This is a genomic window from Streptomyces sp. NPDC046870, from assembly GCF_040704595.1.
In the GTDB taxonomy this organism is placed as follows: Bacteria; Actinomycetota; Actinomycetes; order Streptomycetales; family Streptomycetaceae; genus Streptomyces; species Streptomyces argyrophylli.
In genome coordinates, this window is record NZ_JBEYXM010000014.1 from 95,837 (window position 1) to 121,403 (window position 25,567).

Sequence of the window (25,567 nt, forward strand, 5' to 3'; positions counted from 1 at the left end):
TCGGCAGGAAGAGGGCCGGATGACCACGACCGGGACGTCCGACACACTGCGGCGGATCTTCGACTACTCCACTCGGGCCGACCCGTACCCGCTGTACGCCGAGTTGCGCCAGACCCCGGTGGCTGTGCAGGAGGACGGCAGCTACGTCGTCAGCACCTATCGCGAGATCACCGACCTACTGCACGACCCGCGCCTGAGTTCCGACGTGCGCAACCTGTCGCGTCCTCTGCCCGCACTCGAGGAAGGCGTCACGACGGCGTTCATCAAGAGGGACCCGCCCGAGCACGATCGCCTGCGGCGTATGGCGATGCGCCACTTCGGCCCCCCGCACACCCCGGGGTTGGTGGCGGGCATGGATGGCGACCTGACCTCCATCGTCAACAGTCTGATCGACGACTTCGCGGGCAAGGAGCGGATCGACGTCGTCGACGATTTCGCCTGCCGGTTCCCCGTGACCGTGACCTGCCACTTGCTCGGTGTTCCACGCGAGGACGAACCGCGGTTCCACCTCTGGGTGAACGACATCATGAACTCGGTCGACTACAACCCCGAGACGGACCCGAAGGAGAAGCTGGACAAAGGCGTACAGGCCCGCAAGGACTTGCGCCGGCACCTCGGCGGGCTCGTGCAACAGCGCCACGGCCGGCCCGGCCACGGTCTGCTGGCCCGGCTGGCCAACGATGACGGGCCCGACGGCCGGATGACCGACGAAGAGATCGCCGCCACAGCCAAACTGCTGCTCATCGCCGGCCACGAGACCGTCGTCAACCTCATCGCCAACGGCATGCTGACACTGCTGCGCCACCCGCAGGTGCTGCAGCGACTGCGCCAGGAACCCGAGCTCGTCGTGCCACTGGTCGAGGAACTGCTGCGCTACGAGCCCTCCGTGCACATCATTCCCTGGCGGGCGGCCTACAGCGACATCACCGTAGCCGGCACCGTCATCCCCAAGGGCGCCCGGATCATGCTCATGCTGGCCTCGGGCAGCCGCGATCCTAAGCGCTTCCACGATCCCGACCACTTCGACCCGGATCGGCGTGACAACCAGCACCTGGGGTTCGGCAGCGGCATCCACTCGTGCTTCGGCGCCGCGCTGGCCCGGCGGGAAACCCAGATCGCGCTGACCGAGCTGGTACGCCGACTCCACCGCCCCAGGCTGGTCGCCGATCCACCGCCGTACCGGCCCAGCCCCATTCTGCGCGGGCCGATCCATCTGGGCGTCGAGCAAGGTGGCGATTGACGGGGCAGCCGAGACCAGTGGCAGGTCGCGCCGTGGTGTGCTCCGCAGTGCGCTCTCCCCTCATCGAACGGCTCCCGGGAGGGTGGTTGGTGCCTCGGTCATGGGGCCCGTGAATGGATGCGTACGCCGACAGCGACTGAGTCTGATCGCGTTCCGGCAGTGGGCCGCCGCCCAGGTGTCCTGGCGGGCGACGGTCCACGCGGCGGGAAGGTCGAGGTCGAGCACGGTGATGCTCGGCAGCGCCGGCCAGGTGTTCCGCGGTGCCGGGCCGGGCACGGTCGGCTTCCACGAGCGCGCACGCCGGGGGGTACAGCTGCTGGTGAAGTCTGCGGGACACCCGCATCCCGCGCGTGAGGTTTTCGACACGGTCAACGTGGCGCACCCCGAACGGGTGACGTCCGTCCAAGTCGTGCGCAGCACCTCCCAACTCCTCGCCAAGAAGGGCCGCATCGAAAGGTCACGCCAGCACAAGGCCGTGAGGTACACCGTGCACCCCGGCCAGGACAGCGCCACTGCTTCAGGCGAGACCGCGGACGCCAAGGCGGTCGTTCCTTGGAACCGGCGGTGCCGGCCCGGGCTGGACGGACAGAGGGCCCCCGGGCGGGCGGCGGCCCGACGGAAGTCGCTCGGACGGGACTTGGTGCGGACGCTGGTTCGTTTTGACCGATCCTCTTTGAGCGACCGCATTCATCATTGAATCGCGCGCGAAATGTAAGATCCTGCCGACTTGCGATCAGGATTGCGGAGTGCTGCCCTGGAATATGCAGGGGGTAAAGGGCTGAATGATGCGGGCTTGAATGAGTGGCGTTCAGCCGAAGCGAGGGGGACGACACGTCGTGTGACGACGGGATGCCCCGCGCTGCGACCCGCTATCGGAGGTTCACGATGACACAGGTATCTTCTGCCCGCATTCCACTACGCCAGATCATGGCCGTGCTCCTGACGGTCGCACTGACGCTCTCCCTCTCGGTGGTGCTCACCGTCACCTCGGCGAAAGAAGCAGCTGCCTTGTGCTCCGCCAACCGGTTCAACGGAACGTGGCGCTCATCCGACGCGAGGCTCAAGCGCATCGACCTATGGCAGGGAGAGGACTGTCACCTGTATGCCAGGGCCTGGTCCGTCTGCGAGAACGACTCGTCGCATATCTGCAGCTGGGGCAACAGGAGAACGGGAGACAGTCCCGAGCCGAACTTCCAGTTCGTCGGATACAACTGGAGCAACGCCGATGAGGTGCTGCAACTGCGGATGCAGGACAGGTCTCACATCTCGGTGTGGGACAGCACCGACTACCACAGCGGTAAGAATGTCAGCTTCACGGTCTCGATGTACAAGAGCTCCTGAGCCCTCAACCGCGGCGGTGCGCACCTTCGTTCGCGGCTACCGTGCCGGCTCGACGAGCGAACGGAAGCACCGAGCGTTTTCAGCGTGGCCACTGCTCGGGTGATGCCGGTCAGGTCGAGGTGAGGGCCGCCTCTCCCCCCGGGTGGGCTGTGCACCGGGGGGTGAGAGGTTCCGGCGTCCGTGGTCTGGGCTCAGAGGTTGCAGATGAGATTGCTGCGCAGGGTGTACCCGGCGGCAATGAGGTAGCCGGTGTCCAGGCGATACCCCGCGCCGATCACCCACACGTTGTCGTTGAAGTTGTCCACGCGGAACCGGTCGCCGGAGCGCATGGTTCCGACAGTCTGGCCTCCAGGTGTGCTGCGGATGGTGGCGTCGATGGGTACGACGGAGCAGACGACGGAGGCTCGGGCTGATGCTTTTGACTCACGTGCGTCAGCAGCTATGGCGGGACCGGCCATGCTGAGCAGAAGCCCTCCGGCAACGGCCGCTGCCGCGAGGCTTCGTTTGACTGGGAACATCTTCCACTCCTGTCTTGGGTACGGCACCCGGACGAGGGTGCCGAGTGGAAGTCATCCAACTGCTTCTGGACCCGACGAGAGAGGCCTGCAGGACGTGATGCCTTGTTCGGGACCGATGTTGGCCGACAATCCACTCTGCCCGGCCCCGCTCGCGCGGGGTCGGAGCAGGTCCGGAGGTTGTGGGGAGTACAGGCGCCGGCGCCCGCGTTGCACGGCCGGGTGACTGTCGGGAACAGCGCGGACTGCGCGGCTGACGTAGGGGACTTCAGCCCGGCCTCGCAGAACTATGAGGGCGCCGCGCTGAGCCCCCAGCGCAAGCACACGTCCCGCGCCGAGCAGACCGACTTAATGTCCGGGCGTGGTCCCACTGGAGGCTGGTGTTGAGCAGGCCCGAGGCGAGTTCCTGTCTCGAAGATCACCATCACGGAGTCCGGCCAGCCGACGCCCGGTGCGATGGGGCCCTCACAGGGACCCGCACAGCCGACGGGCGTCGAGGAGCGCGGCGTGGACGTTGCGGTGGGCCACCGCGTCACCGATGCGGAACAGCTGGTAGGTACCGCCCTCATGGGTCACCCGGTCCTGTGGCCGGCCCTCGGCCAGCGCGGTCACGTCGGTCTCGCCGAGGTTGCGGGAGCACGCCCGCAGCTGGTGGTAGAGGTCGTCGGCCGGGATGGTGCCGTGTTCGACGACGACCTGGTCGACGGTCCGCTCGCACACCGCGTCGGTGTAGGCGTTGGCCAGCGTGGCCACCAGCGCGCCGCCCTCGCGGCGGACCGCGCGCAGGAGATGGTCCGGGGTCAGCACCGTGCCGTGTGCGTACAGGGCACGCAGGTAGTCCGGGTAGAGGGTACCGGTCACATCGGCGCCGACCGTGCGGTCGGGGGTGACGAGCTCCACGTGCGCGCCGGCGGTGGTCAGGTGCTCAGCCGCGGTCAGTGCCTGCTCACCGCCGTGGTCGTCGAAGATCAGTACCCGGTGGCCGGGCCGGGGCCTGCGGCCGAGTACGTCCCAGGTCGAGTCGACCAGTTCCTCCCCGTTCTGGACCACGGCGGTGTTGGGGAGCCCGCCGGTGGCGACCACCACGACGTCGGGCCGCAGGGCGAGGACGTCGGCGGGTTCCGCGAGACAGCCGCGTCGGACGGTCACTCCCAGGTGCTCCACCTCCTTGGCCAGCCAGTGGACGATGCCGGCCTTTTCGGCGTGCCGTGGGGTGCGCGCGGCGAGGATCACCTGCCCGCCGAGCCGGTCGGCGGCTTCCAGCAGCGTGACCTGGTGACCGCGTGCCGCGCAGACGCGGGCGGCCTCCAGTCCCGCCGGACCGCCGCCGACCACGACCACCCGTTTGGCGGCCGGTGCGGGGCCGACGAGCTGTGGGATCACCTCTTCCCGGCCGGTGGCGGGGTTGTGCAGGCAGAAGGTCTCCACGCGGGAGGCGCAGTAGGTGGCGCCGACGCAGGGGCGGATACGCTCCTCCTGTCCGGCGAGGAGTTTGGCCACGATGTGCGGGTCGGCGATGTGCGCCCGGGTCATGCCGACCATGTCGGCGTGACCGCCGTCGATGGCGTGCCGGGCGGTGGGCAGGTCGGCGATCCGGCCGGCGTGGAAGATCGGGATGCCGCCGGCCGCCTCGCGGATCGCGGCCGCCACCGGGAGGTGGGCGCCCAGCGGCCGGCCGAAGACGGGGATGACCTCGGCCAGTTCGCGGTCGGTGTTGCCGGAGCCGTAGACGACGGACAGGAAGTCGAGCTTGCCGGTACCGGCCATGGCCGTCGCGATGTCGGCGCAGTCGGCGGCTGTGAGGCCGTCGGCCACGCCCTCGTCGCCGGGGACACGCATGCCGACGACGAAGTCGTCGCCGACCTGTCTGCGGACCTCTTCGAGCACCATGTGACCGAAGCGCAGCCGGTTCCGCAGGGTTCCGCCGAACTCGTCCGTGCGGTGGTTGGTCCGCGGCGACCAGAACTGGTCGATCAGGTGGCCGGCCATGGCCGCGATCTCGATGCCGTCCAGGCCGCCCTCGCGTGCCCTTCGCGCGGCCGTGCCGTAAGCCGTGATGATCCGGTCGATGTCGAAGCGCTCGATCTGTTTGGGGAAGCTGCGGTGGGCCCGCTCGCGCACCGGGGACGGGGCGAGGGCGGGCAGCCACTGGTCGATGTCCCACTTGGAGCGCCGGCCCAGGTGGGTGAGCTGGATCATGATGGCGGTCCCGTGCCGGTGCACCCGGCCGGCGATGGAGCGGTAGAACGGCAGAATGGCGTCGTCCCCGGCGTTGATCTGGTCGAAGACGTTGGCGGAGTCCGCCGCGACGTTGCTCGAACCCCCGATGATCGTCAGGGCGATGCCGCCCTTGGCCTTCTCCTCGTGGTACAGCTCGTACCGCAGGCCCGGCACGCCGCCGTCAAGGTAGCCGGACGGCGCGTGTCCGGTGCTGTAGATCCGGTTCTTGAGGGTCAGGTTGTTGATCCGCAGGGGTTGCAGGACGGGGTCGTTGACGCGCACGGGGCTGGACTCCTTCGCCGGATCGGTGGGGGCAACGGGTGTGGGGTCAGGGCAGGCGTACGGCCTGGCCGGTGTGGGCGCTGGTACGGGCGGCGTCCAGCACGGTGGCGGTCTCGACCGCGTCCCATGGATCGACGGGCACCGCACCGGTGCCGCGGACCGCCGCGGCGAAGGCGGGGTAGAACAGGTCCCACGCGCCACGGGCGGACGGCACGGGCTCGGCGTGCGCTCCGCGCAGCACCTGTCCCCAGTGGTCCTCGGGCTCGGTACCCCAGCGGTCGCCCTCCGATGCCGGGCGGACGCCCGCGACCAGCAGCGCCTCCTGCCCGTCCATCCGGTCCACGACGTAGGTGCCCGAGGTGCCGGTGGCCCGGACGCGCGGGCCCGGAGCACCCTGGCGCCAGCTTCCCCACAGGTGTGACTGCACGCCGCTGTGGTGCGTCAGCGTGATGAAGACGTCGTCGTCGAGGCCGCCTGCGTCGTCGCGGTGGTGCGTCTGCGCGTACACCCGCTGAACGGGCCCGGACAGCACGAGGGCCTGGTCGACCAGATGACTGCCGAAGTCGAGCAGGGTGCCGCCGCCCGCGGCGGGCGGGCCCGGCTCGGGCTCGAAGCGTTCGAAACGCGACTCGAACCGGATCAGCGTGCCCAGCCTCCGGTCGTCGACCAACTGCCGCAGCGTGCGGAAGTCCGAGTCCCACCGCCGGTTCTGATAAACCGTCAGCGGAACACCGAGCCGGTCCGCCAGCCGTACGGTCTCCCGCGCCGACTCCGCGTCGAGCGCGAACGGCTTGTCGCAGACCACCGCCAGGCCCAGCTTCAGCGCCTGCCGCGCCAGTGTCACGTGGGTGGCCGCCGGAGTGGAGATCGCGACCGCCTCGGCGCCGGCCCGGACCAGTTCGTCGAGCGAGGCGTACGTCGGCCGGCCCAGGTCGCGGGCGACCTGGGCGCGGCGCTCGGGCGAAGTGGTGACCACCCCGAGGAACGCGCAGTCCCGCGCGGAGTCGATCAGCGGCGCGTGGAAGTACCGGCCGCCGAAGCCGTAACCGACCAGGCCGATGCGTACAGGCGTGGTCATGCGTTGTCCTTCCTGTGCCGGGGCGGTGGTCAGCGGAAGCGGCCGGGCCTGAACGCGGCCAGCAGCGGGCTGCGCTCGCCGGTGGTGATCTCGTCGGCGAGCAGTTCGCCGGCGATGAGGGCGAGGGTCGCCCCGCTGTGCGTGAACGCGACGAACAGGCCCGGGACCTCGTCGAGTTCGCCGAGGACCGGCTCGCCGTCGCCGGGGATCGGCTTGCGGCCCACGCCGTAGGAGTCCAGCTCCAGCCGTGGATCGCCGGCCAGCACCGCCGTCGCCTCGCGCAGCAATTGCTCGACGGTGGAGTCCTTGACCTCGTAGCTGCCGTCCCCGTGGTCGACCACCTCGGCCGCCGAGGCATCGGAGTCCATCACCAGCGCTCCGCCCGTGGCGGGCCGCAGCGCCACGCGCGGCGTGTTCAGCGTGGCGCGCAGGGCCGTGTCGACCGGCTTGGTGCGTACCAGCAGCGCCAGCGGCGTCGCGTCCGGGATCCGGACCCCGTAGGGGCGCACCATGCGCGGTACGTCGGCGCCCGTCGCCAGCAGGACCGCGTCGACGTCGATCCGCTCCCCCGTGCCCGTGCGCACCGCGACCGCCCGGCCGCCTTCGACGACCACGTCGGCGGCGCCGCCACCGGCGCGGATCACACCGCCGGCCTCGGTGAACGCACCGGCGAGGTGCCGGACGAGCGCGACCAGATCCACCCAGCCCTCACCGGGGTTGAGGATGGCGCCCTCCTCGGGGACCGCGGCCGGGTTCACGCCGGGCGCCCACCGCGGGACCTCGTCCCGGGTCAGCCACACGGCGTCGTAGCCGTTGCGCCGCATGTGCTCGAACGCCGCGCGGTGCGCATCCTCACCCGGCGCCGCCCAGGTCAGTCCGCCGTCGAACCTCAGGAAGCCGGAGGACGGCACGCGGGTGGCGAAGGTGCGGTAGCGGTCGATGCCCAGGACCCGCAGGTGGTGGTAGGCCTCGGAGCGCATGCCGCCGAAGGAGTTGAGCCAGGACAGCGAGCGGCCCGACGCACCGTCGGCCAGTTCGGACTCGGTGACCAGGACGACCTGGGCTCCGCGGAGGGCGAGCCGCGTCGCGGTCGCCACCCCGATGACACCGCCGCCCAGGACGGCGACGCGAGGGCGGGAAAGGGAAGTACGCATGGAAAGACCTCTCGGTGTTCATGAGAAGGGCATGGACGAGACGCCCGGGGCACGGCGCTTGCTCGTGGGCCGGGTACGGTGCCCCGCGGGTGTTCCGGCCGACGACGCGGGTGCGGTGGATCAGCCGGGAGTCGTGGTACGGGGATCAGCCGGGGTCGGAGTGGCTTCAGCCGGAGTGTTCGCGCACGCCGTGGCTGTGCTCGGCGGTGCTGGAGCGGACGACGAGTTCGGTCGGCAGCACGATCCGCTCGGCCGGGCGGTCGTCGCCCTTGATCCGCTCGAAGAGGCGCACCGCGGCGGCGCGGCCCATGTCCAGCGGTGACTGGGCCACCACGGTGAGCGGCGGATCGACGAGCGTGGTCCAGTCCAGGTCGTCGAAGCCGACCAGGGAGACGTCCGCGGGGATCGCCAGTCCACGCCGGCGTGCCGCCATGAACAGGCCCTGCGTGGTGACGTTGTCGGTGGCGAAGACGGCCGTGGGCGGCTGCGGCTGCGTCAGCAGGGCCTCCGCTCTCCGCTCGGCCTGTGCCGCGTCGCTGAGCGGCGTGTACTGGATCAGCTCGGCCGAGGAGGTCGCCCGGTGGTCGTCGACGGCCGCCAGGTAGCCCCGGATACGGTCGATGGACGGGCGGGCGGCGCCCCGGACCGTCAGCCGCCCGGTGCCGGTCCGCGTCACCAGTTCCGGGCCCTCCGCGGGGTCGACGCACGCGAGCAGGCCGACCCGGCGGTGGCCGAGGCCGAGCAGGTGCGCGACCGCCTGATACGCCGCCGCCTCGTTGTCGATCACCACGCTGTCGGCTTCGAGCGCACCGGTGTGCCGGTCGAGCAGGACGATCGGCACGCCCAGTTCCTTCGCCCGCTCCAGGTGGGCGACGTCGGTGACCGAGGTCGGCGCCACGACGATGCCCTCGACCTGCTTGTCCAGCAGGACACTGACCGCGGCGCGCTCCACCTCCAGCCGGTCGTCGCTGTTGGCGAGGATCGGCTCGTAGCCCTGTTCGCGGGCCACGTCGCAGATGCCGCGCATCGCGGTGGCGAAGTAGGGGTTGGAGATGTCGGCGCCGACGAAGCCGATGCTGCGCGTGCCACCGGAGCGCATGCTGCGCGCCACGGCGTTGGGTGAGTATCCGAGCCGTTGTGCGGCCGCCTGCACCTGTTCGCGCAGGTCGTCCCTGACCCGACCGTAGTTGCCCAGCGCGCGGCCGGCCGTGGCCACCGAGACACCCGCCTCGCGGGCCACGTCGGCCACCGTCGGGCGCCTGCGCCCCGGTGCGGCTCCTGTGCCGGCCGGCATCACAGCACCTGCGACAGGAAGGTCTTCAGCCGCGGCGAGGAGGGCGCGTCGAAGATCTGCTCGGGCGGCCCGGACTCCACCACGACTCCCGCGTCCATGAACACCACCGTATCGGCGACCTTCCGGGCGAACCCCATCTCGTGGGTCACCACGACCATGGTCATGCCGCCCCGGGCCAAGTCTGCCATCAATTGGAGGATACCCTTGACCAGTTCGGGGTCGAGCGCGCTGGTGACCTCGTCGAAGAGCATCACCTGCGGCTCCATGGCCAGGGCCCGCGCGATGGCGACCCGCTGCTGCTGACCGCCGGACAGCTGGGTCGGACGGTGTCCCGCGCGGTCGGCCAGGCCCACGTCCCGCAGCCGCTGCCGGGCGATGGCCTCCGCCTGTTCCCGCGGCATCTTCTTCACGTGCCGCAGCGCGAGCATGATGTTCTGCGCCGCGGTCTTGTGCGGGAACAGGTTGAAGTGCTGGAAGACCATGCCGACCCGCTGGCGCAGCACGTTGATGTCCATGGTCGAGGTGTCCTCGCCGCCCAGCAGGATCCGGCCCGCCGAGCGGGTCTCCAGCCCGTTCAGGCAGCGCAGCAGCGTCGACTTGCCCGAACCGGACGGGCCGATGACGCACACCACCTCGCCGGCCGGGGCGAGGAGGTCCGCGCCGCGCAGGACCTCGACAGGCCCGAACCTCATCCGCACGTCGCGGGCTTCGAGCGAGGTCCCCTCGTAGCGGTGCGAGTGGGAGGGGACCGCCACATCCGGCGTCGTCATACCAGCGCCTCTTTCGGGTCCACGAGGGACGGTTCGTCGGCCGCGGGGGCCGGGCGGGAGCCTTCGCGCAGCCGCCGGTCGATGGAGTTGACCAGGTGGGTCAGCGGTACGGTCAGCAGCAGGTAGCACAGTCCCGTGGCCAGCAGCGGGGAGAGGTTGCCGGTCGTCATGGCGTCGTCCTGGCCGATGCGGAACAGCTCCCGCTGGCTGGTGACCAGGCCCAGGAAGTACACCAGGCTGGAGTCCTTGATGATGGCGATGAACTGGTTGACCATGGCCGGCAGGACCCTGCGCACGCCCTGCGGGACCACCACCAGGCGCAGCGCCTGGCCGTGGGTGAGCCCGAGGGCCCGGCACGCCTCCCCCTGGCCCTTGTCCACGCTCTGGATGCCCGAGCGGAAGATCTCGCCGATGTACGCGCCCGACATCAGGCTCATCGCCAGGATGGCCACCGGGTACGGCGAGGTCAGCCAGCTGACCTGCGCGGAGAACACTCCCTCGCCGACGATGAGGATGGTCAGGGCCGCAGGAAGGCCCCGGAAGAGGTCGGTGTAGATCCGGGCGGGCATACGCAGCCACCAGCGGTGCGACAGGCCCATGACCGCCAGGACCATGCCGATGACGCTGCCCAGCAGCGCGGAGGCCACCGCGAGGACCAGGGTGTTGCGCAGCCCGTAGGTGAGCAGGTCCGGCAGCACCTGGCCGATCAATTGCCAGTCGAAGAAGTTGTGCAGGAACGCGTTCATGGCTACCCCTTGGGGGTGTAGGGGGGCATCTGGCTGGCGGTGGGCACCGGGTCCTGCGGGAAATACTTCTTGTACAGCTTCAGCCAGGTGCCGTCGTCGACCAGCTGCCGCAGCGCGCCGTCGAGTTCGCCGGTCAGCTCGGTGTTGCCCTTGCGTACCGCCCAGCCGGCGGGGAAGTCGGTGGCCGGGAGGGTGATGGGCTGCTTCAGGTGCAGGTCCGGGTACTTCTTGACGATGCCGAGGTTGGGTCCGAAGTCGTTGAAGAATCCGGCGACCCGGTTGTTCTTCAGCGCCAGGTCGGCCGAGTTGTCGTCGGGGAACCGGACGATGTCCGCGCCCGGCAGGAACGTGCCGGCGTTGGCGTCCTCGATGGACCCCTGCAGTACGGCGATGCGCTTGCCCTTGACGCTCGCGACGGAGGAGGTGATCCCGCTGTCCGGCTTGGTCAGGACGCCGAAGTAGCCGGCGAGATAGCCGTCGGAGAAGTCGACCATCTTCTTGCGCGGCGCGGTGATGCCGATCGCGGCGGCGGCCACGTCGAACTGCCGGTTGCTGACCGCCGGCAGCAGCGCCGAGAAGTCCAGGGACACGATCTGCGGCTCCAGCTTGAGCTCGCGCGCGGCTGCCGAGATGAGATCGACCTCGAAGCCGGTCAGCTTGCCGTTCTCCTCGTAGGCGTAGGGCTTCATGTTGTTCGAGGTACCGATCTTCAGTACGCCCGCTCGGCCGACCCCATGTGCCTGCCCTCCGGAGCCCGCCCCCGTGGGCGTTCCTCCGGAACCGCAGCCGGTCACCGCGAGCAGCAGCAGGGCCACCGCGGCGACCCCTCTCTTCGCTGGACGGGCCTTCCCCATAACTCCTCCATGCATGCCGAGACACTCGCGCGTGTGCTTGAGGTCCGGATCCGACTGACCGACCCGGACGAGAGGACAGGTGGGACAGATGCCGACGGGGCCGAAGCGATGACACGTGCGGCATGTCCCTCCGCCGCGAGAGAACGTTCTCTCGTTGCGGAGTGAGAGAACGTTCTCACCGGCTGTCGTGAGCGTCAATACCTTCGGCCGGAAACCTGGGAACAGGGGGCGCCGCGCCAGCCGCCCGCGACCGGTGCCGCGATGGCCGAAGGGCGGCTCGCTCGACCACTGCGGGCGGCAGGAATCGGTTCCGCCGCCGCGGGCCGGTACCTCGTCGAGACGTGTGCGGACCCGATCACCTTGCCAGGGTGGGCCTGCTGTGCCGTGCCCCTCTGCCGGTCAGTACCGCGATCACAGTCATGGGTCCGGTGTGATTGCGTGCAAGTCATCGACGGCATCGGTGGCGAGGGCGCGGTGCTGACCGGTGACGAGCGGATCGCCTTCTTCAAGAACCCGGTGACCGGCTGGGGTGCAGCGGCGGTGTTCGGCCACTGCGGGGCGGACGGGAGGACTGCCGGATCGGCACCTCCCTCGCCTACGGCTCCCGGCGGGGGCGGGCGTTGATCGACCGGGTGTTGTATCTGCCGTAGGACCGGACGGACGACCGGGAGCGGTGACGGGCGCCTGGCATCCCGGACGAGGTGCCGTTCGCCACGAAGAGCGAGCGCGTGCAGGCATGCTCCATTGCGCTCTGGGCGCTGAGGTGCCGTTCGCGTGGGTGACCGCGGACGAGGCGTGGGGGCAGGTCATGCGGCTGCGGTACTGGCTGGAGCAACGAAGCGTCGCGCACGTGGCGGCGGCGAAGGCCAAGGTCAACGACACCGTCGTCGCCCCCTCCCCCAGACCCGGGCCCTGCACGCCCGCCTGCGGTGGCACAACGAGAATGCCCGGCAACCCGACGTCCTCGCCGCGCAGCGCAAGGAGCGGGCTCGCATCCGCAGCCGCAAGGGCCTGCGCTGGGGCGGACGACCAGCGAAAGTCGCGTGACCTCGATCAGGGCACCGGCGACACTGGCGCCATGACCGATGATCGTGAGGCTCTGAGGGCGGGCTGGAATCAGATCCGTGACCACCTCGACGCCGCCCGCGCCCACCTCACACGTCTGCCGGACATCGATCTCTCAACAACGCTGCAGTTCCTGGAGCACAACGAGCTGGGACTCGCCTTCGACTGCCTGGTCGATCTCGGTGACGCCCTCGACCTGCCCCTCAGTTTCTGGCAGCACTTGGACCAGGCGGCTCGTGAGATGCGGCTTCACAGCGATGCGCTGCACAGGCCCCACCTCACGGCTGCCGACTTCTGCCGCCGTCACCTCGCTGCTGCCTCCGAGCAGGAATGATCCGCCAATCCGGCGAACCTTCCCGGTCAGAGCACTGGCTACTCATTGGGCGACGGCTCTTTTCACGCGGTACTTCCAATGCGAAAGAGAGCGCACAACAGTCTCGGCGCCGATGGGGTTGGCACTGTGCACGTAGACAGTGCCGACCTGGAACGGGTTTCCATGAAAGGCGGCCTCCTCCAGGAGGGTCACCACCGGCAGGATGCTGTCATCCCCGCCGAGGTCGTGGTCGAGCCAGAGCTCGTCGATGAAGATGTCCCGGTGCTCTTGGAGGAGTTGGACTCCTTCACGGCTGGTGCGGGCGAGCCGTGTCGCTTGGGGCAGCGCTCTGAGGTCGTCAATGGCGAGGATGACCGGTGTTGGTTCGGGAGGGGGCTGCTGCACTCGACCATCATGCCCCGAGTGCGGCGGGCAGGTGCCGGCAGCGGGCGGCGGTGTGCCAGTCGTGTGTGGGGTGCGGGTGCGGGTGCGGGTGCGTGACGGCCGGGATGTCGAGGCCGGTGTCGCGCACGCGGTTGTCGAAGCGGATGGGGTGCCGAAACAGCAGGCGAACAGCCCGAGGTGGTCGGTGGTGCGCGGGATGCGGCGGCGGAAGGTGAGCGCAGCGGCGAGCATGGGGCGGGCACAGGGCGGGATGGCGTACATGTGTCGCAGGGCGGGACGCATGCCGATGTGGATCCGCGCGTCGCGGTCGCTGGCCAGGCGGGTGGAATGCTCGTCGACGCCGGCCATCTGGGTCGTGGCCGGCAGGGACTGATCCGTGTGCCGGCCCCGCTCGCTGAGGTCGTCCCGGACGTCGAGTGGGAGGTGCTGGCTGAGGCATCCTCTCTGGGCTCCGCGTACGTGGGCGAGGGTGTGCTGGGGACTGGGGGCTGGGGCTTGAGACGGTGAGGCGGGCCAGGAACAGGCGCGACCCTTCCACGTCCGGCCAGTCACCGCTGTCTTCGCCGACGCCCGTCCTGGCCCCGCGGGGACAGCGCTCTTGGTGTCCTTGGTTCGCGGCTGTTGGTGCGGGTCGGCGGGCGAGCCAGGTGCGGGCGGCGTAGCCCGCCTGTCACCAGCCGCCTGTGTGGGCGAAGTCGGCCTTGTTCAGGCGGCACTTGCACTCCTCGCGGAAGGCGGCCACGTCTCCTCGGGGCAGGGTGGGCAGCCGTCGTGCATAACGGTGCCGACCGCTTTCCTGCTCATGCCGCAGGCGACGTGGTTCTTGCCGGTCGCTGGGATGGGTCTGTCTGTCCAGTCGTCGGCGGGGCGTTCGCCGCTTCGACCGTTCCGCGTCCTAGCCGGTCTGCAGTACGACGTGCCCCAGCGCGAGTAGGGCCTACGTCTGTGTCTCGGCTCCCGGCCGGTGCCCCCCTCTGCGGGGTTCCCGCAGTACAGAAGGGGGCTGGCCACACCATCGACCGACCCGTTGCCTGGATGGTGCGGCAAGTTCCGGCCGACGAGGCTGATCGCGCACGGATCACCAAGCAAAAGGAAACCCTCTGTGTCCAGCTTCGCGCCGCCGCGCCGCCGTACCGCCCGCACCGCCCGTACCGCTGCAGTCGGCGCTCTCGTCGCCGCGGGCTGCGTCACTGTCATGGCCGCCAGCGCCGGAGCCATCGTCAACGGGTCGGACTCCACCGCCAGTTACCCTTTCATGGCGGTCATCCCGGAGTCGGCCCCGGACCAGGGTCTGATCGACGGAAACTGTGGGGCGTCGCTGATCGATCGGCAGTGGGTGCTGACGGCGGCCCACTGCATAGAGGGCGAGGGGCTCGAGCTGGACGGCATCGTGCGTGTCGGCAACGACCACCGCAAGTCCGGCGGCACCGTCCGGAAGATCGACCGGACCTTCGTCCATCCCGGCTATGTGAACGGTGACAACAAGGCCGCCAACAAGAACGACATCGCGCTGATACGCCTGGACCGCCCGGTCGCCCAGCAGCCCATCAAGATCGCCGAGCAGGCAGGGCCGCCCGGCACCCCGACCCGGCTCCTGGGCTTCGGCACCACCGTCGACACCGAGTTCAAGTTCCCGGACCGACTGCAGGAGCTGAACACCCGCAGGGGCGCCGAGTCCGAGTGCGCGCCCGGCTACGCGGACCGGACCCGGCTGTGCACGATCACCACCGTGCCGAAGGCCATGGCGTGTTTCGGGGACTCCGGAGGACCGCAGGTCCAAAAAGGCCGGGACGGCCGCTGGGAGCTGATCGGCGTCACCTCGGGGCCCGGTGCTCCGAACGTGCCGTGCTCGCACGGCCCCGGCCTCTACACCAGCGCGCCTGCCTACGCGGGCTGGATCGACAAGACCATGAGGACTAACAGTGCTCCGTCAACCGCGGCCAAGGGCTCCGACCTCGCCGAGGCGGGCACGAACGACAACACCCCGGTGATCGTCGGCGTGGCTGCCGCGCTGATCGCCGCCGGTGGCGGCACCGCTCTCGCAGTACGCCGCCGCAAGGCCCGCCACGCGCTCTGAGCGATACCCCGAGGATCGCCGCGCACCCGGCCCCCTTCCCCGGACGAGGGCCGGGTGCGTGGTGCCGAGCGAACCCGTCTGATGAAGCCGTCGTCCGGCCTGACTTGCCCTACGCTTTCTTCGTGATCCATCTCATCGCCCGTCGCGTGCGTCCCGACCAACGCGAGCGAGTGGTCGCCTGGTTGCGCGAGGTAGATGGTCCGCGTCGTGCTGAAGCCTTGGAGTCGCTCGCCGCTGAGGGAGTCGATCACGAGACCGCGATGATCATCGACACGAGCGACGGTCCGATCATCGTGTACGCGATGCAGACAGGTGATCTGTCGCGTTCGCGCGCGGTGGCCGACGAATCTCCCCGTTCGGTCGATGCCGAGCATCGCTCAGTGATGCGGGACGCGGACGACGGGGCCGCGGATGCCGAGATCGTGCTCGATCTGCGGGCGGACCAGATGGAGGAGACAGTGCTCGCCGGGCATGATCCCCAGGCCACGCGGGTCGAACCCGACCGTGACCGAGTGACCTCCCTCTAGCTGAGCGCATAGAGCTCGGAGACGGTGTCGGCACTCGTGTGAGGAGACGAAGCCTCGACCGTCCATGGTGAGCGAGTTGACCGCATCGGCACTGTGGCAGAGTCGTCCTCATGCGGATACCCAGACCGAGATACGTTGCTGCGGGACTTCTCCTGGGCACTGCCCTGACCCTGACCGCCTGCGGCAAGGAGCACTCAGGCCCGACGGCGGCCGGCCCCGCCCCGAGCCTCAGCGGCCCCGTCTCCCCCTCACGCAGCGGCTCCCCCGCCGGCCCTGCTCGGGGCAACGTGGAACCCGGCTCCCATGACGGAGCCCCGCATTACCACGAGAACAACGGCTTCAAGATCCCCAAAGAGATGTCGCCTGCCAGTGAGGAGGCTGCGCGCGCGGAAGCTGCCCGCATGGAGCCCGTCCTCAAGCGGCTCTGGACGGCCAGGACATGGGATGCCGAGAGTGTGCGCACGGCGCTGCTCAAGCTCGGCTACCGAAACGAGGGTCCGGACAGCGAGCGGGGGCGCGGAACACTCTTCGTGCGGGCCCACGACCCCGACAGCAACCCAGGCACCAGCATCGCCCTCAACGTCCGTCACGACGCCTGTGTGACCGCGTTCGTGCAGACGACCAACTACCAAGTCACAGTCAACGGCCGGTTCCTGGAAACCGGCTGTTTCGAGCCGTCCGGCGGCCACTGAGCACCGAGCTTCTGGGTTCACGAGCAGAGTCCGGGCCGGGCCGCCAGCGCCTCGTGCGAGGTACGGGCGACGTACAGTCCGGCCGAGCGCCGCCCAGTCGACAGCGCACCAGTCGGCCAGTCCGCGCTGCCTCGGCAGATGAGGAGCTGTTTGAGGCGGCCGCGCCGGACGGTGCCTGACACTTCCCCACCGCCGGACCGGCGGTGGCCCGCGGTCGGGCGCTGCAACCGTCGTCCTCGGCGAGCGGACCGGCCGGTGTCGCCCGTCCGGACGACACCGGGATGCAGTACCCGCACACTTCCGTACGGTCGTTTGCAGGGCTGGAACACCCCCCGACCTGCCCATGAGGAGGCGCGCCATGCGTCGCATCAGCTCGACACTCACCATATTCGCGGCCGCCGGGATGCTCGTGCTCACCGTTCCCGGATCGGCCTTCGCCACGAACGGATTCCTCCGCATCGACGGAGTCGTCCACAACCACCCGCTCGGCTGCTACGAGGTCGCCCAGCTGTCCACCGTGCTCAACTTCACGGACGTTCCCGTCCGCGTCCACAACGTCCCGGGGTGCCAGGGCAACGTCGTCCAGATCATTCCCCCGGGGCTGGCAACGCAGGTGCCCGGGACGCACAGCATCCTCGTCAAAGACCCGTTCAGCCCACTGAGATGACTCGCGCAGCCGTGCGCGGACACCGACGCGGCGAGAACGGCGGAGCCGCGTTCATGGCCTGGCGGCCACGGCGGGGGTCCAGCCCAGACGACTGCCGACCGCGTCGAGGTAGGAGTCTGCCGGGCTTCCGGGATCGGTGAGGCTCGGCCGCCGGATCCACGCGGGGCCCCCTTCCGGTGTGTGGCACCGGCACCGATCGGGTCCACCGGCACCAGCCCGGCGGCACGCCGCGCAGTATGGGCCGAAGGGCCCACGGCCGGGGCCCGGCGGCCCGTGGCGCCGGCTTCCGAGGGGGCGCACGCTGGGATCGACAGCCCAGGAAGGGAGCCGGTGCGATGACCTCCGCAACCACGATGAGCACGGCGCTTGAGCCCGTGCACCGCGAACGGCTGATGCGCCTCGCCCGCGAGGTCTCCTTCGAGGCCGGGACCCGCATGTTCGAGGAGGGCCGGCATGCCGACCGCTTCTGGATCGTACGCACCGGAACCGTCGCCCTCGATCTGCACGTGCCCGGCCGCCGCCCGGCCGTGGTCGAGTCGCTCGGGCACGGCGAACTGGTCGGCTGGTCGTGGCACTTCCCGCCGTACTTCTGGCACCTGGGTGCCGAGGCGATGACTCCGGTACGGGCCTGGGAGTTCGACGCCGAGGCGGTGCGCGCGATGTGCGCCGCGGATCCCGCGTTCGGACGGGCGCTGGCGGTGTGGGTGGGATGTGTGGTCGCCCAGAGGCTGCACGCCACCCGGGTCCGGCTGCTCGACCTGTACGCCCCTTACGGCAGCGGAGACCTGGTGTGACCGCGCACCCGCTCCGTCCGGCCGAACGGCCGAGGGAGGAGAACGTGGAAAGCAGCCCGCACCGGGTGAGTGACGTGATGACGCGGGCCGTCGTCGCGGTGGGCCGGAAGGCCCTGTTCAAGGACGTCGTCGAACGCATGGAGCAGTGGAAGGTCAGTGCCCTGCCCGTGCTGGAGGGCGACGGGCGGGTGATCGGAGTGGTGTCCGAGGCCGATCTGCTGCCGAAGGAGGAGTTCCGGGACAGCGATCCGGACCGGTTCACCCAACTGCGTCGGCTGCCCGATCTGGCGAAGGCCGGGGCGGTGCGCGCGGAGGAGCTGATGAGTGCCCCGGCCGTCACTGTCCATTCAGACGCCACGCTTCCCGAGGCGGCACGGATCATGGCCTTGCGGCACGTGAAACGGCTGCCCGTGGTGAATGCCGAGGGCGTCCTCGAAGGCGTGGTCAGTCGGGGGGACCTGTTGAAGGTGTTCCTGCGTCCCGACAACGATCTGGCGGACGAGATCCGCCGGGACATCATCGACGTTCTCTTCCCGGCGCCGGTCGAACCGGTGCACATCATCGTCAGCGACGGCGTCGCGACCCTGACGGGCCGCGTCGGGGACGCCGCACGGATACCGCTGGCCGCGCGCCTGGTCCGGGGCGTGGAAGGGGTCGTGGGTGTCGACTGCCGGCTTACCGCCGCCGGCTCCGACATCGGGTAGCGCCCTTCACTGGGACCATCAGGCGCGGGCTGTCGGCCGGGAGTCCGGCAGGTCGGGGTCGAGATCCGGATGGCGTGGCGGGCCTGTGAGGGCGCAGCGCACGTCCACCACGCCCGGCACGGCGCGCGCGAGGCGGGTGGCGAGCGGTATCACGGCCGGCTCGCGCACTCGGCCGGTGAGAGTCACGACACCGTCCCGCACCTGGATCCGGACGGTTTCGGCGTGCGTGCCGAAGAGCGGCGTGACGACCTCGCACCGTACTTCTTCGGCGATGTCCGCGTCGTCCCGGAGGAAGACCTTCAGCAGGTCGGACCGGCTGACGATGCCCTGGAGGATGCCGTCGTGCCCGACGACCGGCAGCCGCTTGACCCTGGTGTGGGCCATGATGCGTGCGGCGTGGGTGAGAGGGGCGTCGGGTGCCACGGTGACGGCCGGAGCGGTCATCAGGCCCATCGGGTCTTGATCGATTGAGAGGCAACTGAGAGCTTGCTGTGCCAGGCTGACGGGCCCCTTACCCTCTCAGGAGCACGTGAATGAGTCTGATCAACGGTCTGCCCAGCCATGTCCTGCTGGTCCATGTGGTTGTCGTGCTGATACCCCTGACCGCTCTGGCCTTGGTCGCGGCCGCGCTGTGGCCGCGCGCCGGGCGGCGGCTGGGTCCTCTGCTGCCGCTGCTCGCCCTCGTCGCCCTGGTCAGCGTGCCGCTGACCACGCACGCCGGCGAGTGGTTGGAACGGCACGTGGACGACGACGCCCTGGTACGCCGGCACGCCGAGCTGGGCGACGGCCTGCTGCCCTGGGCCCTGGGCTTGTTCGTGCTGGCGGCGGTCGTGTGGTGGACGGGCCGGCGCGCTCCTGCGGAACCGGGACAGGGCGGCGGCACGCGCTGGTCCGCGCTGCCCGTGCGGATCGTCGTGGGCGTGCTCTCGCTGGCTGTTGCGGCGGGAGCGGTGGTGGACGTCTACCGGATCGGCGACTCCGGGGCGAAGGCAGCCTGGCACGACGCCTACTCCAAGACGGTGAAGGGGACAGAGGGCGGGTCCTGAACCGGCATCGGCCGGCCACGCGCCGAGGAAGTGGAGCCGGGCAGGCCGAGCGGGACGTGCTGGCCTTCGCCAGGCGCCGGCTGGGGCCGGCCGTCGCGCCCCGGGAGATCGCCTTCGACCAGTACCTGCCGCACACCGGCAGCGGCAGCGGCAGCGGCAGCGGCAAGGTCATGCGCCGTCTGCTGCGGGCGCGTGAACTCGGCCTGCCGGGGGGCGACACCTCGACATGGGAGAAGGACACCTCGTCCCCGGAGCGGACGGAGCACTCCGCATGAGCACCACCCGTACCCCACCCGCGCCTCGGACCGCCTCCCGGCCGAGCCGGGCCATGCGCGAGGCCCTTCGCGAAGCGCTGCGCACTGACGAGCGTGTGTCCCAGCAGGGTCAGAAGCCGATGTCGATCGTGGTGACCGCAGGGCAGCGCGGGGACTCGCCGCCGTTCGAAACCGTGCCGGAGAAGGTCCGCGTGCCCCGCATCGGACCGGGCCGACCGCGCGTCCGCCCTGATCGGGTGCGTGCCGACAAGGCGTACGCCTCCCGCAAGAACCGTGCCTACCTGCGCCGACGCGGGATCCGCTGCACCGTCCCGGATAAGGCCGACCAGGCCCGCAACCACCAAAGGCTCGGCTCCCGCGGCGGCCGACCGCCACGCTTCGACCCGGCCGACTACCGCGAGCGTCATGCGGTCGAGTGCGGGATCAAACGGTCAAGAGGCACCGCGTTGGCGCCACGCGCTACGACAAGCTCACGGTCCGCCACGAGGCGACCGTCCTCATGGCGGCCATCAACGAATGGATGTGACCAGCGCGTTCGCGATAGACCTAGCTCCGGAAGCTCAGCCGGTCGATCCGGGCGAGCACCTGGTCCACATGCGGACGTACTTGGGCCCGCAGCGTCTCGCTCCAGCTTTCCTCGGAGTAGCGACAGTTGAGATAGAGATGCCTGGCGTGCTCCAGTACGGGGCGGTGTTCGGGCGGTAGCTGGGCGAGGGCCCAGTCGGCAGCAGCGTCCTTCGACCTGATTTGGCCGGTGGCGAGCGTGGTCCAGATGCGTGCGAGGGTCAGCAGCACGTTGCGGGTGTCGGCATCCAGGTCGTCGAGCAGGTCGGGAATGCCCGCCACGCCGGCCCGGATCAGATCGGAGTGCGGGACGGGATCGAGGACCTGTGCGGGCCGCGGGCCGGTCAGTGGGCGGTCTCCGGTCAGCACCATGGTGATCAGCAGGGCCAGGTCAGGCATCGGTTCGGGCCGGGGAACCTTGCCGGCCTCGTATTCAGGGCGCAACCACTCGCCGTAAAGGAAGTCGCAGGTCGGAGGGTATCGCCATGGCCGAACCTCGGACTGGACAACCACGATGAGCTCAACCGGGCGGACCTTGTTCCGAGAGCCGGAGGTTGCGAGCAGTCCGCCGAGGAGATCCCGGCGCTGCCGCTCGTTCATCGAGAGCCGGGAGAGGACGAGCACGTCCACGTCGCTGGCCGGCATGAGGCCACCGACGACGGAAGATCCGTGAAGGTAGGCGCCGATGACATCCTTGCCCAGCACACGGCCGACCAGGGCCACACTCTCCTGAAGCTGATTCATCGCGCCAGTGTCTCCCGCTGTCCGGTCCGACGACACGGCGTCGTGGGCCTCTCGGTCTGCCGTCACGCGACCACGCTGGTCGCATCCGTCAACGAGTGGCTGTGACCGGCACTTTCGCAACAGACCCCAGGGCCTGTCTGACCGTTCCCGTCTGCCAGCGACGCCATGAATGCCCCCCAAGCTCTTCGAGCAGGGGGTAGCCCCAGTCGCCGACCAGCCCCGGACCCGAGTACGTCCAGTACGAAGACCCGGAGCCGGCATGCCGAGAGCACGCACGTGACGCCGCGCGGCCGCCCGATGGGGAGGGGCGGACGGACCCCATCACGGACCCTACGGCCTGGCCATCCCGTTCGGCACCGGCGTGGCCTGGTGGTAGTAGAGCCGGAACTCCCCGGCAGCGTCACGGCGCCAGATCGATGAACGGCGGGCGTACCGGTCCTCGATGCGGGTCTCGTAGGTGAGGTGGACGATCCCGGGGGCGAGCACCGTGCCCTCGAAGTGCTCTGCGGTGATGGGGGTGCTGTTCTCGGCGCCGCCGTGAAGCGTGGGCAGGGACGAACTGGAGGACCCGGCACCTGTGGCGACGCGGCAGGCGCTTGGCCGGTCCCGCGGAGGGCTCACCACCTGGGGCCACCTCGCCTGCGATGGCCGGGGCCGCCCGGTCGGCGGAGGCGAAGCCGGCGTGATCGGCCGGGGATCGCGGGAATTACCGGCGGGCGTCGTCCCGCACGGCCGTCGGTGAGACATGCGTCTGCGCAGCTCAGAAGCTGGGACGTCCCACGAAGTCGCCACCTGGCGAAAGCTCGTGTCCCGGTAGCCGGCTCGGCGCGCATGGTGGCTCTCGTCAGCAGACGGACCTCGACAGAGGGGGAAACGATGTTGAAGGGAATGCGGACGAGGGCGGGCATGGTCCTCGGCACGCTCGGTCTGGCCACCGCGGCCACGCTGATCACCGCGGGACCGGCGTTGGCGAGCGGATCGGTGTGCGCGACGACCTGTGCCTCGGAGGTGAACTTCACGTCCGACGGCGAGTACTTCACCGTGCACGACTACGCCTCGGACGGAAAGTCGGCCGTCGGGGACCTGCAGTACTACTACAACGGTTCCTGGCACGACGAGGGCTGGGTCTGGAACTCCAACGGCTACAGCGGCAGCCCGGTGACGAAGAACTACTCGATCGGTGAGGGCGTCGAAGTCGCCTACATAGCCTGTTTCGGGCACGCGAGTACCGGCGAGATCTTCGACTGCGGAGACTGGCACTACGACACGGCCTGATCTCCGCAGGTCCCCTCGCGGTCCCCTCCTTCGGCTGGCCGAAGGAGGGGACCGCGTCGCTGGGCCGTGTCCACCCGCCGTGGAGCGGAGAGGTGGATCGAGCGGACACCTTCGCCCGGCTGAAGGGCCCCGTCGGCACCCGGCCGTCGCCCGAGCGGCCGGCCTGGGACGCGACTGCATCGTCCCCGTCCCAGAGCCTGCCGAGTCCGTCCCCACGGGATTCCGTGGGGACGGACTGCTGTCCGCCCCCGAGCAGGGCTGCCCGATGCCGGCCATGGGCTCAAGGCCGCCCCGGTGCCGCCCCCGCGGCCGGTGCGGCGGATACGGCCTCCTCCGAGCTGCGGCCAGCCGACGTCGCGCCCACGGTGTTCGCGCCCGACCCATCCAGGCTGTCTCCGGTGCAGGCCGCCGTCCAGCCGTCTCACCCCCTCTCGGAAGGAGTCGGCGCGTTGCCTGGAGCACACCTTCACGGCGGCACGTGTCCGTTCGGCTCGCTCAGCCGGAGTGTTCGGGATCCCGGCGGGGCGGGGCGGTGGGGGGCCTGGGCGGCGACGGCTCGGGGGGCTCGAGCAGGTGCCGTTGCCCACCCGGCCGAGTGCAGCCGTGGCGGCCGGAGGTCAGTTGCGTGCAGGCCTTCGCCCGGGAGGGGTCGGACGCGGGGATCATGGCGGTGTACACGTCGGTGTCGTAGTGCACCCGCTCCCGCAGGGACCTACCGCGCGCCGGGACCACCTCCGCCACGTCGCCGGGACCACCCCAGCTGATGCGGCCCCAGGCGGCCCGGCACGCGTCGCTGTAGCGCAGTTCGACGTACACCCGGCCGACCCGGGCCAGGGCGGAGGTCCAGGCGTCACCCGAACACCCGGTGTCCTTCGGGTCGAGGCCGGCGCAGCCGTCCGCGAAACACTGCGTGTCCACATCGGTTTCCGCGCCGGTCGTCGATGCGAATCGCCGGTGTGGGCCGGTGTCGTGACCGCCTGTGGCCGGGATGGCCGCCGCTCCGGCGGCCACCACGGCCGCGACGACGAGGAGACCAGCCAGCCGTGCGCCCGGTGACATCCGGCGCGCGGGCCGGGCGGGCGGCTCCACCGCCTCAGCGGCCGACTGTCCGCCGGGATGTGGTTCCGGGCCGGGCGAGCGCGGCCGGTTCCACGCCTGCTCCGCCAGTTCCCACAGGGCTGTCAGGGGTGCGACGTCGCGGCCCGCCAGCCGGCCCAGCGCCTCGACGGCTTCCCGGGGCGGCAGCTTCCTGCCGTTGAGGTACCGTTCCCAGGCCGACTTGCTGTACGGCGTTCGCCCGGCCAGCGCCGCGAGGCTCTGTCCGCTGTCGTCCTTCATCTCCCGCAGTCGGTCCACCAAAGCCCACACGTCAGGTTCCAGCTCGTGCGGTAGCTCCCGCCACTTCCCCATCGCCCGTCCCGCCCTGTCCGCCGCGCACTGCACGCCCAACCGACGGTACGGTCAGCGGTTCTTGCCGCAGAAGTGCACGGCTTGCCATTTCCCGCCACCGGGTAGGGGCGGGACATGAGGGTCGCCGGAGGACCGCATCCGCTGCGCGTGGCGCTCGTCCTGGCCGTCTCGGCCCTCCTGGCGTCCGTACCGGCGAGTGCCGCCGACCGGCCGACGGCGTCGTACGTCACCGGCCGCGGCGCCCTCGGCGACGACTGGCGGGACGAGGGACTGCTCGATGCCCGCGGGCATCCGCGCAGTGATCTCGTCGGCCTGTGGCAGTCCGTGCTGTGGGCGGACGGTTATCTTCCCCGGGCTGCTGTCACCTGCCGCTACGACGCCCTTACCCGTGAGGCCACGCGCGTCTGGCAGAGCAATCACGGCCTGGTCGCAGACGGGGTCGCCGGAGCCCAGACCTTCGGCTTCGCGGGCGCGAGGCTGATGTACCGGCAGCCGTGGACGGTGTACGTCGGCGAGCGGTACGCCCTGCCTCTGCGCCGTACCGGCGCGGGTGTCTACGAGGTGTACGACGAAGGGCATTTCCTCCCGCTGCGTACCGACACGGCTACGTTGCACGTCTGCCGGGACGGTCATTGATCCACGACCCAGGAGGTGCGGGCGCCGACACCGAGTTGGCGGCCGGGCAGGTTCACGCTTCCCCTGGCCCGGCCGGGCGTCGTGCCCAGCATCCCGGTGCGCGCGTCACCGGCGGGCGCGCTCGTCGCCCGGCTGTCGGTGGAGACGGTGAGCCGTGAGGTGCCGGCGCCGGGCACGACCTCGGCCCATACGGCGCGGCAGAGCGGGCTGTACCAGAGCGTGAGCGTGTGGTGCTCGGCGCTGAGCGCGTGCACCGGCACACTGCCCCGGTCGCAGCCGAGCCGGTAGGGGTCCCGGCCCCGGCAGCCGTCACCGAGACAGGGCACGCCGGGTGCTGTCCCGGTCGCGGCGGGCAGCGGCCAGGGCCACTCGGGCTCACCGGACGGCGCCCCCTGAGGGGCCGGGTCACGGGACGCCGTGCGACCAGCGCCGTCCCAGGGACTCAGCAGGGCCAGCGACGAGGCCAGCAGCAGTGCCGTCCCCAGCAGACCGCCGAGCACGGTCGTCCGGGATCGCCGACGAGGGGCCGCGCCGACCGGTGCGGCCTGCTCACCCCGGTCCGGAAGCCGCGCCGGTCCCGGTACCGGTTGCCGGGCCGCGGCCACCTCCCACAGCGCCCGCAGCCGGCCGTCCTCCTGTGCGGCGAGACGCCCGAGGGCGTCCACGGCCTCCCACGGCGGCATCGTCCGGCCGGACAGATAGCGGTACCACGAGGTCGTGCTGTAGCCCGTCTTCCGGGCGAGCTGGGCGAAGGTCCAGCCGTGGCGGCCCTTGAGCCGCCGCAGCTCCTCCACCAGCCGCCGGTGCGCGTCTGGAAGGTCCCCGGGCGTGGGCCCTCGCAGTGTCACGTCCGGCGTCCGGCGGGGCCGGGCAGCCGGA

Annotated in this window: 27 protein-coding genes and 5 pseudogenes; 18 read left to right on the forward strand and 14 right to left on the reverse strand. The window is 70.4% G+C overall.

Annotated features, from left to right (window positions below; all coding sequences use genetic code 11):
• The first annotated feature begins 19 nt into the window (after positions 1-19).
• The 3 genes from AB0946_RS26795 (at position 20) to AB0946_RS26805 (ending at position 2,581) form a co-directional block, all read left to right on the forward strand.
• Entirely contained in the window at positions 20-1,240 is a 1,221-nt protein-coding gene (locus AB0946_RS26795; RefSeq protein ID WP_366763194.1) for a cytochrome P450, read from the forward strand.
• A gap of 226 nt (positions 1,241-1,466) precedes the next feature.
• The gene (locus AB0946_RS26800; protein WP_366763278.1) at positions 1,467-1,937 is read left to right on the forward strand and encodes a hypothetical protein; all 471 of its coding nucleotides are present in this window, start codon (positions 1,467-1,469) and stop codon (positions 1,935-1,937) included.
• 188 nt (positions 1,938-2,125) lie between these two features.
• Complete coding sequence (locus tag AB0946_RS26805) at positions 2,126-2,581, forward strand: hypothetical protein (protein WP_366763195.1); 456 nt, start codon at positions 2,126-2,128, stop codon at positions 2,579-2,581.
• 191 nt (positions 2,582-2,772) lie between these two features.
• Here AB0946_RS26805 and AB0946_RS26810 read toward each other — a convergent pair whose 3' ends face one another.
• The 8 genes from AB0946_RS26810 to AB0946_RS26845 all read right to left on the reverse strand — a co-directional run bounded on the left by AB0946_RS26810 (position 2,773) and on the right by AB0946_RS26845 (position 11,509).
• Positions 2,773-2,910: a hypothetical protein gene (locus tag AB0946_RS26810; RefSeq protein WP_366763196.1), complete on the reverse strand. Its 138-nt coding sequence runs from the start codon at positions 2,908-2,910 to the stop codon at positions 2,773-2,775.
• A gap of 651 nt (positions 2,911-3,561) precedes the next feature.
• Complete coding sequence (locus AB0946_RS26815; RefSeq protein ID WP_366763197.1) at positions 3,562-5,598, reverse strand: FAD-dependent oxidoreductase; 2,037 nt, start codon at positions 5,596-5,598, stop codon at positions 3,562-3,564.
• A gap of 46 nt (positions 5,599-5,644) precedes the next feature.
• Complete coding sequence (locus AB0946_RS26820) at positions 5,645-6,676, reverse strand: Gfo/Idh/MocA family oxidoreductase (RefSeq protein ID WP_366763198.1); 1,032 nt, start codon at positions 6,674-6,676, stop codon at positions 5,645-5,647.
• Positions 6,677-6,705: 29 nt separating this feature from the next.
• Positions 6,706-7,830 carry an FAD-binding oxidoreductase gene (locus tag AB0946_RS26825; protein WP_366763199.1) on the reverse strand — a complete coding sequence of 375 codons (1,125 nt, stop codon included), beginning with the start codon at positions 7,828-7,830 and terminating at the stop codon, positions 6,706-6,708.
• Positions 7,831-7,996: 166 nt separating this feature from the next.
• Complete coding sequence (locus AB0946_RS26830; protein ID WP_366763200.1) at positions 7,997-9,079, reverse strand: LacI family DNA-binding transcriptional regulator; 1,083 nt, start codon at positions 9,077-9,079, stop codon at positions 7,997-7,999.
• Positions 9,080-9,123: 44 nt separating this feature from the next.
• The gene (locus tag AB0946_RS26835) at positions 9,124-9,894 is read right to left on the reverse strand and encodes an amino acid ABC transporter ATP-binding protein (protein WP_366763201.1); all 771 of its coding nucleotides are present in this window, start codon (positions 9,892-9,894) and stop codon (positions 9,124-9,126) included.
• On the reverse strand, positions 9,891-10,640 hold the full coding sequence (locus AB0946_RS26840) for an amino acid ABC transporter permease (protein WP_366763202.1): 750 nt from the start codon (positions 10,638-10,640) through the stop codon (positions 9,891-9,893). The genes AB0946_RS26835 and AB0946_RS26840 overlap by 4 nt, the downstream gene beginning before the upstream one ends.
• Before the next feature lie 2 nt (positions 10,641-10,642).
• The gene (locus AB0946_RS26845) at positions 10,643-11,509 is read right to left on the reverse strand and encodes an ABC transporter substrate-binding protein (RefSeq protein ID WP_366763203.1); all 867 of its coding nucleotides are present in this window, start codon (positions 11,507-11,509) and stop codon (positions 10,643-10,645) included.
• Positions 11,510-12,005: 496 nt separating this feature from the next.
• Between AB0946_RS26845 and AB0946_RS26850 the strand changes: the two are divergent.
• The 3 genes and pseudogenes from AB0946_RS26850 to AB0946_RS26860 form a co-directional block, all read left to right on the forward strand.
• A pseudogene (locus tag AB0946_RS26850) lies at positions 12,006-12,353 on the forward strand (transposase); the annotation flags it as partial.
• A gap of 41 nt (positions 12,354-12,394) precedes the next feature.
• A pseudogene (locus AB0946_RS26855) lies at positions 12,395-12,541 on the forward strand (IS630 family transposase); the annotation flags it as partial.
• Between the two features lie 31 nt (positions 12,542-12,572).
• The gene (locus tag AB0946_RS26860; RefSeq protein WP_366763270.1) at positions 12,573-12,893 is read left to right on the forward strand and encodes a MafI family immunity protein; all 321 of its coding nucleotides are present in this window, start codon (positions 12,573-12,575) and stop codon (positions 12,891-12,893) included.
• Positions 12,894-12,935: 42 nt separating this feature from the next.
• Here AB0946_RS26860 and AB0946_RS26865 read toward each other — a convergent pair whose 3' ends face one another.
• Positions 12,936-13,625, reverse strand: coding sequence for a cyclic-phosphate processing receiver domain-containing protein (locus AB0946_RS26865; RefSeq protein WP_366763204.1), 690 nt, complete (start codon positions 13,623-13,625; stop codon positions 12,936-12,938).
• A gap of 754 nt (positions 13,626-14,379) precedes the next feature.
• Between AB0946_RS26865 and AB0946_RS26870 the strand changes: the two genes are divergently transcribed.
• The 6 genes from AB0946_RS26870 (at position 14,380) to AB0946_RS26895 (ending at position 18,738) form a co-directional block, all read left to right on the forward strand.
• Positions 14,380-15,354: a serine protease gene (locus tag AB0946_RS26870; protein ID WP_366763205.1), complete on the forward strand. Its 975-nt coding sequence runs from the start codon at positions 14,380-14,382 to the stop codon at positions 15,352-15,354.
• A gap of 122 nt (positions 15,355-15,476) precedes the next feature.
• Positions 15,477-15,881, forward strand: coding sequence for a DUF6176 family protein (locus AB0946_RS26875; protein ID WP_366763206.1), 405 nt, complete (start codon positions 15,477-15,479; stop codon positions 15,879-15,881).
• Between the two features lie 287 nt (positions 15,882-16,168).
• Positions 16,169-16,573 (forward strand): hypothetical protein, encoded by a 405-nt coding sequence (locus tag AB0946_RS26880; protein WP_366763207.1) that lies wholly within the window; start codon positions 16,169-16,171, stop codon positions 16,571-16,573.
• 358 nt (positions 16,574-16,931) lie between these two features.
• A complete protein-coding gene (locus AB0946_RS26885; protein WP_366763208.1) occupies positions 16,932-17,240 on the forward strand; it encodes a hypothetical protein in 309 nt (102 codons plus the stop codon).
• A 335-nt stretch (positions 17,241-17,575) separates the two neighbouring features.
• Positions 17,576-18,034: a cyclic nucleotide-binding domain-containing protein gene (locus AB0946_RS26890; protein WP_366763209.1), complete on the forward strand. Its 459-nt coding sequence runs from the start codon at positions 17,576-17,578 to the stop codon at positions 18,032-18,034.
• A gap of 44 nt (positions 18,035-18,078) precedes the next feature.
• Positions 18,079-18,738 (forward strand): CBS domain-containing protein, encoded by a 660-nt coding sequence (locus AB0946_RS26895; RefSeq protein WP_366763210.1) that lies wholly within the window; start codon positions 18,079-18,081, stop codon positions 18,736-18,738.
• An 18-nt stretch (positions 18,739-18,756) separates the two neighbouring features.
• On the opposite strand, the pseudogene AB0946_RS26900 reads toward AB0946_RS26895, so the two are convergent.
• Positions 18,757-19,185, reverse strand: a pseudogene (locus tag AB0946_RS26900) (CBS domain-containing protein); the annotation flags it as partial.
• Between the two features lie 86 nt (positions 19,186-19,271).
• On the opposite strand from AB0946_RS26900, the gene AB0946_RS26905 reads away from it, so the two are divergent.
• The 3 genes from AB0946_RS26905 (at position 19,272) to AB0946_RS26915 (ending at position 20,715) form a co-directional block, all read left to right on the forward strand.
• A complete protein-coding gene (locus AB0946_RS26905) occupies positions 19,272-19,784 on the forward strand; it encodes a DUF2231 domain-containing protein (protein WP_366763211.1) in 513 nt (170 codons plus the stop codon).
• 56 nt (positions 19,785-19,840) lie between these two features.
• Positions 19,841-20,059, forward strand: coding sequence for a hypothetical protein (locus AB0946_RS26910; protein ID WP_366763212.1), 219 nt, complete (start codon positions 19,841-19,843; stop codon positions 20,057-20,059).
• A gap of 119 nt (positions 20,060-20,178) precedes the next feature.
• Complete coding sequence (locus AB0946_RS26915; RefSeq protein ID WP_366763272.1) at positions 20,179-20,715, forward strand: hypothetical protein; 537 nt, start codon at positions 20,179-20,181, stop codon at positions 20,713-20,715.
• Here the strand turns inward: AB0946_RS26915 and AB0946_RS26920 are convergent.
• On the reverse strand, positions 20,606-21,367 hold the full coding sequence (locus AB0946_RS26920) for an aminoglycoside adenylyltransferase family protein (RefSeq protein WP_366763213.1): 762 nt from the start codon (positions 21,365-21,367) through the stop codon (positions 20,606-20,608). The two genes, AB0946_RS26915 and AB0946_RS26920, sit on opposite strands and share 110 nt — an antisense overlap.
• A gap of 330 nt (positions 21,368-21,697) precedes the next feature.
• Positions 21,698-21,859 (reverse strand): annotated as a pseudogene (locus AB0946_RS26925) (DUF4440 domain-containing protein); the annotation flags it as partial.
• 61 nt (positions 21,860-21,920) lie between these two features.
• On the opposite strand from AB0946_RS26925, the pseudogene AB0946_RS26930 reads away from it, so the two are divergent.
• Positions 21,921-22,031 (forward strand): annotated as a pseudogene (locus AB0946_RS26930) (IS5/IS1182 family transposase); the annotation flags it as partial.
• Positions 22,032-22,243: 212 nt separating this feature from the next.
• Complete coding sequence (locus tag AB0946_RS26935) at positions 22,244-22,642, forward strand: hypothetical protein (RefSeq protein ID WP_366763214.1); 399 nt, start codon at positions 22,244-22,246, stop codon at positions 22,640-22,642.
• A 495-nt stretch (positions 22,643-23,137) separates the two neighbouring features.
• On the opposite strand, the gene AB0946_RS26940 is transcribed toward AB0946_RS26935, so the two are convergent.
• The gene (locus tag AB0946_RS26940) at positions 23,138-23,998 is read right to left on the reverse strand and encodes a DUF2690 domain-containing protein (RefSeq protein WP_366763273.1); all 861 of its coding nucleotides are present in this window, start codon (positions 23,996-23,998) and stop codon (positions 23,138-23,140) included.
• Positions 23,999-24,166: 168 nt separating this feature from the next.
• Between AB0946_RS26940 and AB0946_RS26945 the strand changes: the two genes are divergently transcribed.
• Positions 24,167-24,688 (forward strand): peptidoglycan-binding protein, encoded by a 522-nt coding sequence (locus AB0946_RS26945; protein WP_366763216.1) that lies wholly within the window; start codon positions 24,167-24,169, stop codon positions 24,686-24,688.
• On the opposite strand, the gene AB0946_RS26950 is transcribed toward AB0946_RS26945, so the two are convergent.
• Positions 24,682-25,536 carry a helix-turn-helix domain-containing protein gene (locus tag AB0946_RS26950; RefSeq protein ID WP_366763217.1) on the reverse strand — a complete coding sequence of 285 codons (855 nt, stop codon included), beginning with the start codon at positions 25,534-25,536 and terminating at the stop codon, positions 24,682-24,684. The genes AB0946_RS26945 and AB0946_RS26950 overlap by 7 nt on opposite strands.
• Positions 25,537-25,567: the final 31 nt, after the last annotated feature.

Coding starts and splice junctions, on each gene's coding strand:
- AB0946_RS26885 (WP_366763208.1), top strand. CDS start 16,932: ATGCGTCGCATCAGCTCGACACTCACCATATTCGCGGCCGCCGGGATG.
- AB0946_RS26820 (WP_366763198.1), bottom strand. CDS start 6,676: ATGACCACGCCTGTACGCATCGGCCTGGTCGGTTACGGCTTCGGCGGC.
- AB0946_RS26905 (WP_366763211.1), top strand. CDS start 19,272: ATGAGTCTGATCAACGGTCTGCCCAGCCATGTCCTGCTGGTCCATGTG.
- AB0946_RS26795 (WP_366763194.1), top strand. CDS start 20: ATGACCACGACCGGGACGTCCGACACACTGCGGCGGATCTTCGACTAC.
- AB0946_RS26915 (WP_366763272.1), top strand. CDS start 20,179: ATGTCGATCGTGGTGACCGCAGGGCAGCGCGGGGACTCGCCGCCGTTC.
- AB0946_RS26835 (WP_366763201.1), bottom strand. CDS start 9,894: ATGACGACGCCGGATGTGGCGGTCCCCTCCCACTCGCACCGCTACGAG.
- AB0946_RS26805 (WP_366763195.1), top strand. CDS start 2,126: ATGACACAGGTATCTTCTGCCCGCATTCCACTACGCCAGATCATGGCC.
- AB0946_RS26840 (WP_366763202.1), bottom strand. CDS start 10,640: ATGAACGCGTTCCTGCACAACTTCTTCGACTGGCAATTGATCGGCCAG.
- AB0946_RS26890 (WP_366763209.1), top strand. CDS start 17,576: ATGACCTCCGCAACCACGATGAGCACGGCGCTTGAGCCCGTGCACCGC.
- AB0946_RS26945 (WP_366763216.1), top strand. CDS start 24,167: ATGAGGGTCGCCGGAGGACCGCATCCGCTGCGCGTGGCGCTCGTCCTG.
- AB0946_RS26920 (WP_366763213.1), bottom strand. CDS start 21,367: ATGAATCAGCTTCAGGAGAGTGTGGCCCTGGTCGGCCGTGTGCTGGGC.
- AB0946_RS26810 (WP_366763196.1), bottom strand. CDS start 2,910: ATGCGCTCCGGCGACCGGTTCCGCGTGGACAACTTCAACGACAACGTG.
- AB0946_RS26825 (WP_366763199.1), bottom strand. CDS start 7,830: ATGCGTACTTCCCTTTCCCGCCCTCGCGTCGCCGTCCTGGGCGGCGGT.
- AB0946_RS26935 (WP_366763214.1), top strand. CDS start 22,244: ATGTTGAAGGGAATGCGGACGAGGGCGGGCATGGTCCTCGGCACGCTC.
- AB0946_RS26865 (WP_366763204.1), bottom strand. CDS start 13,625: ATGGCCGGCGTCGACGAGCATTCCACCCGCCTGGCCAGCGACCGCGAC.
- AB0946_RS26860 (WP_366763270.1), top strand. CDS start 12,573: ATGACCGATGATCGTGAGGCTCTGAGGGCGGGCTGGAATCAGATCCGT.
- AB0946_RS26845 (WP_366763203.1), bottom strand. CDS start 11,509: ATGCATGGAGGAGTTATGGGGAAGGCCCGTCCAGCGAAGAGAGGGGTC.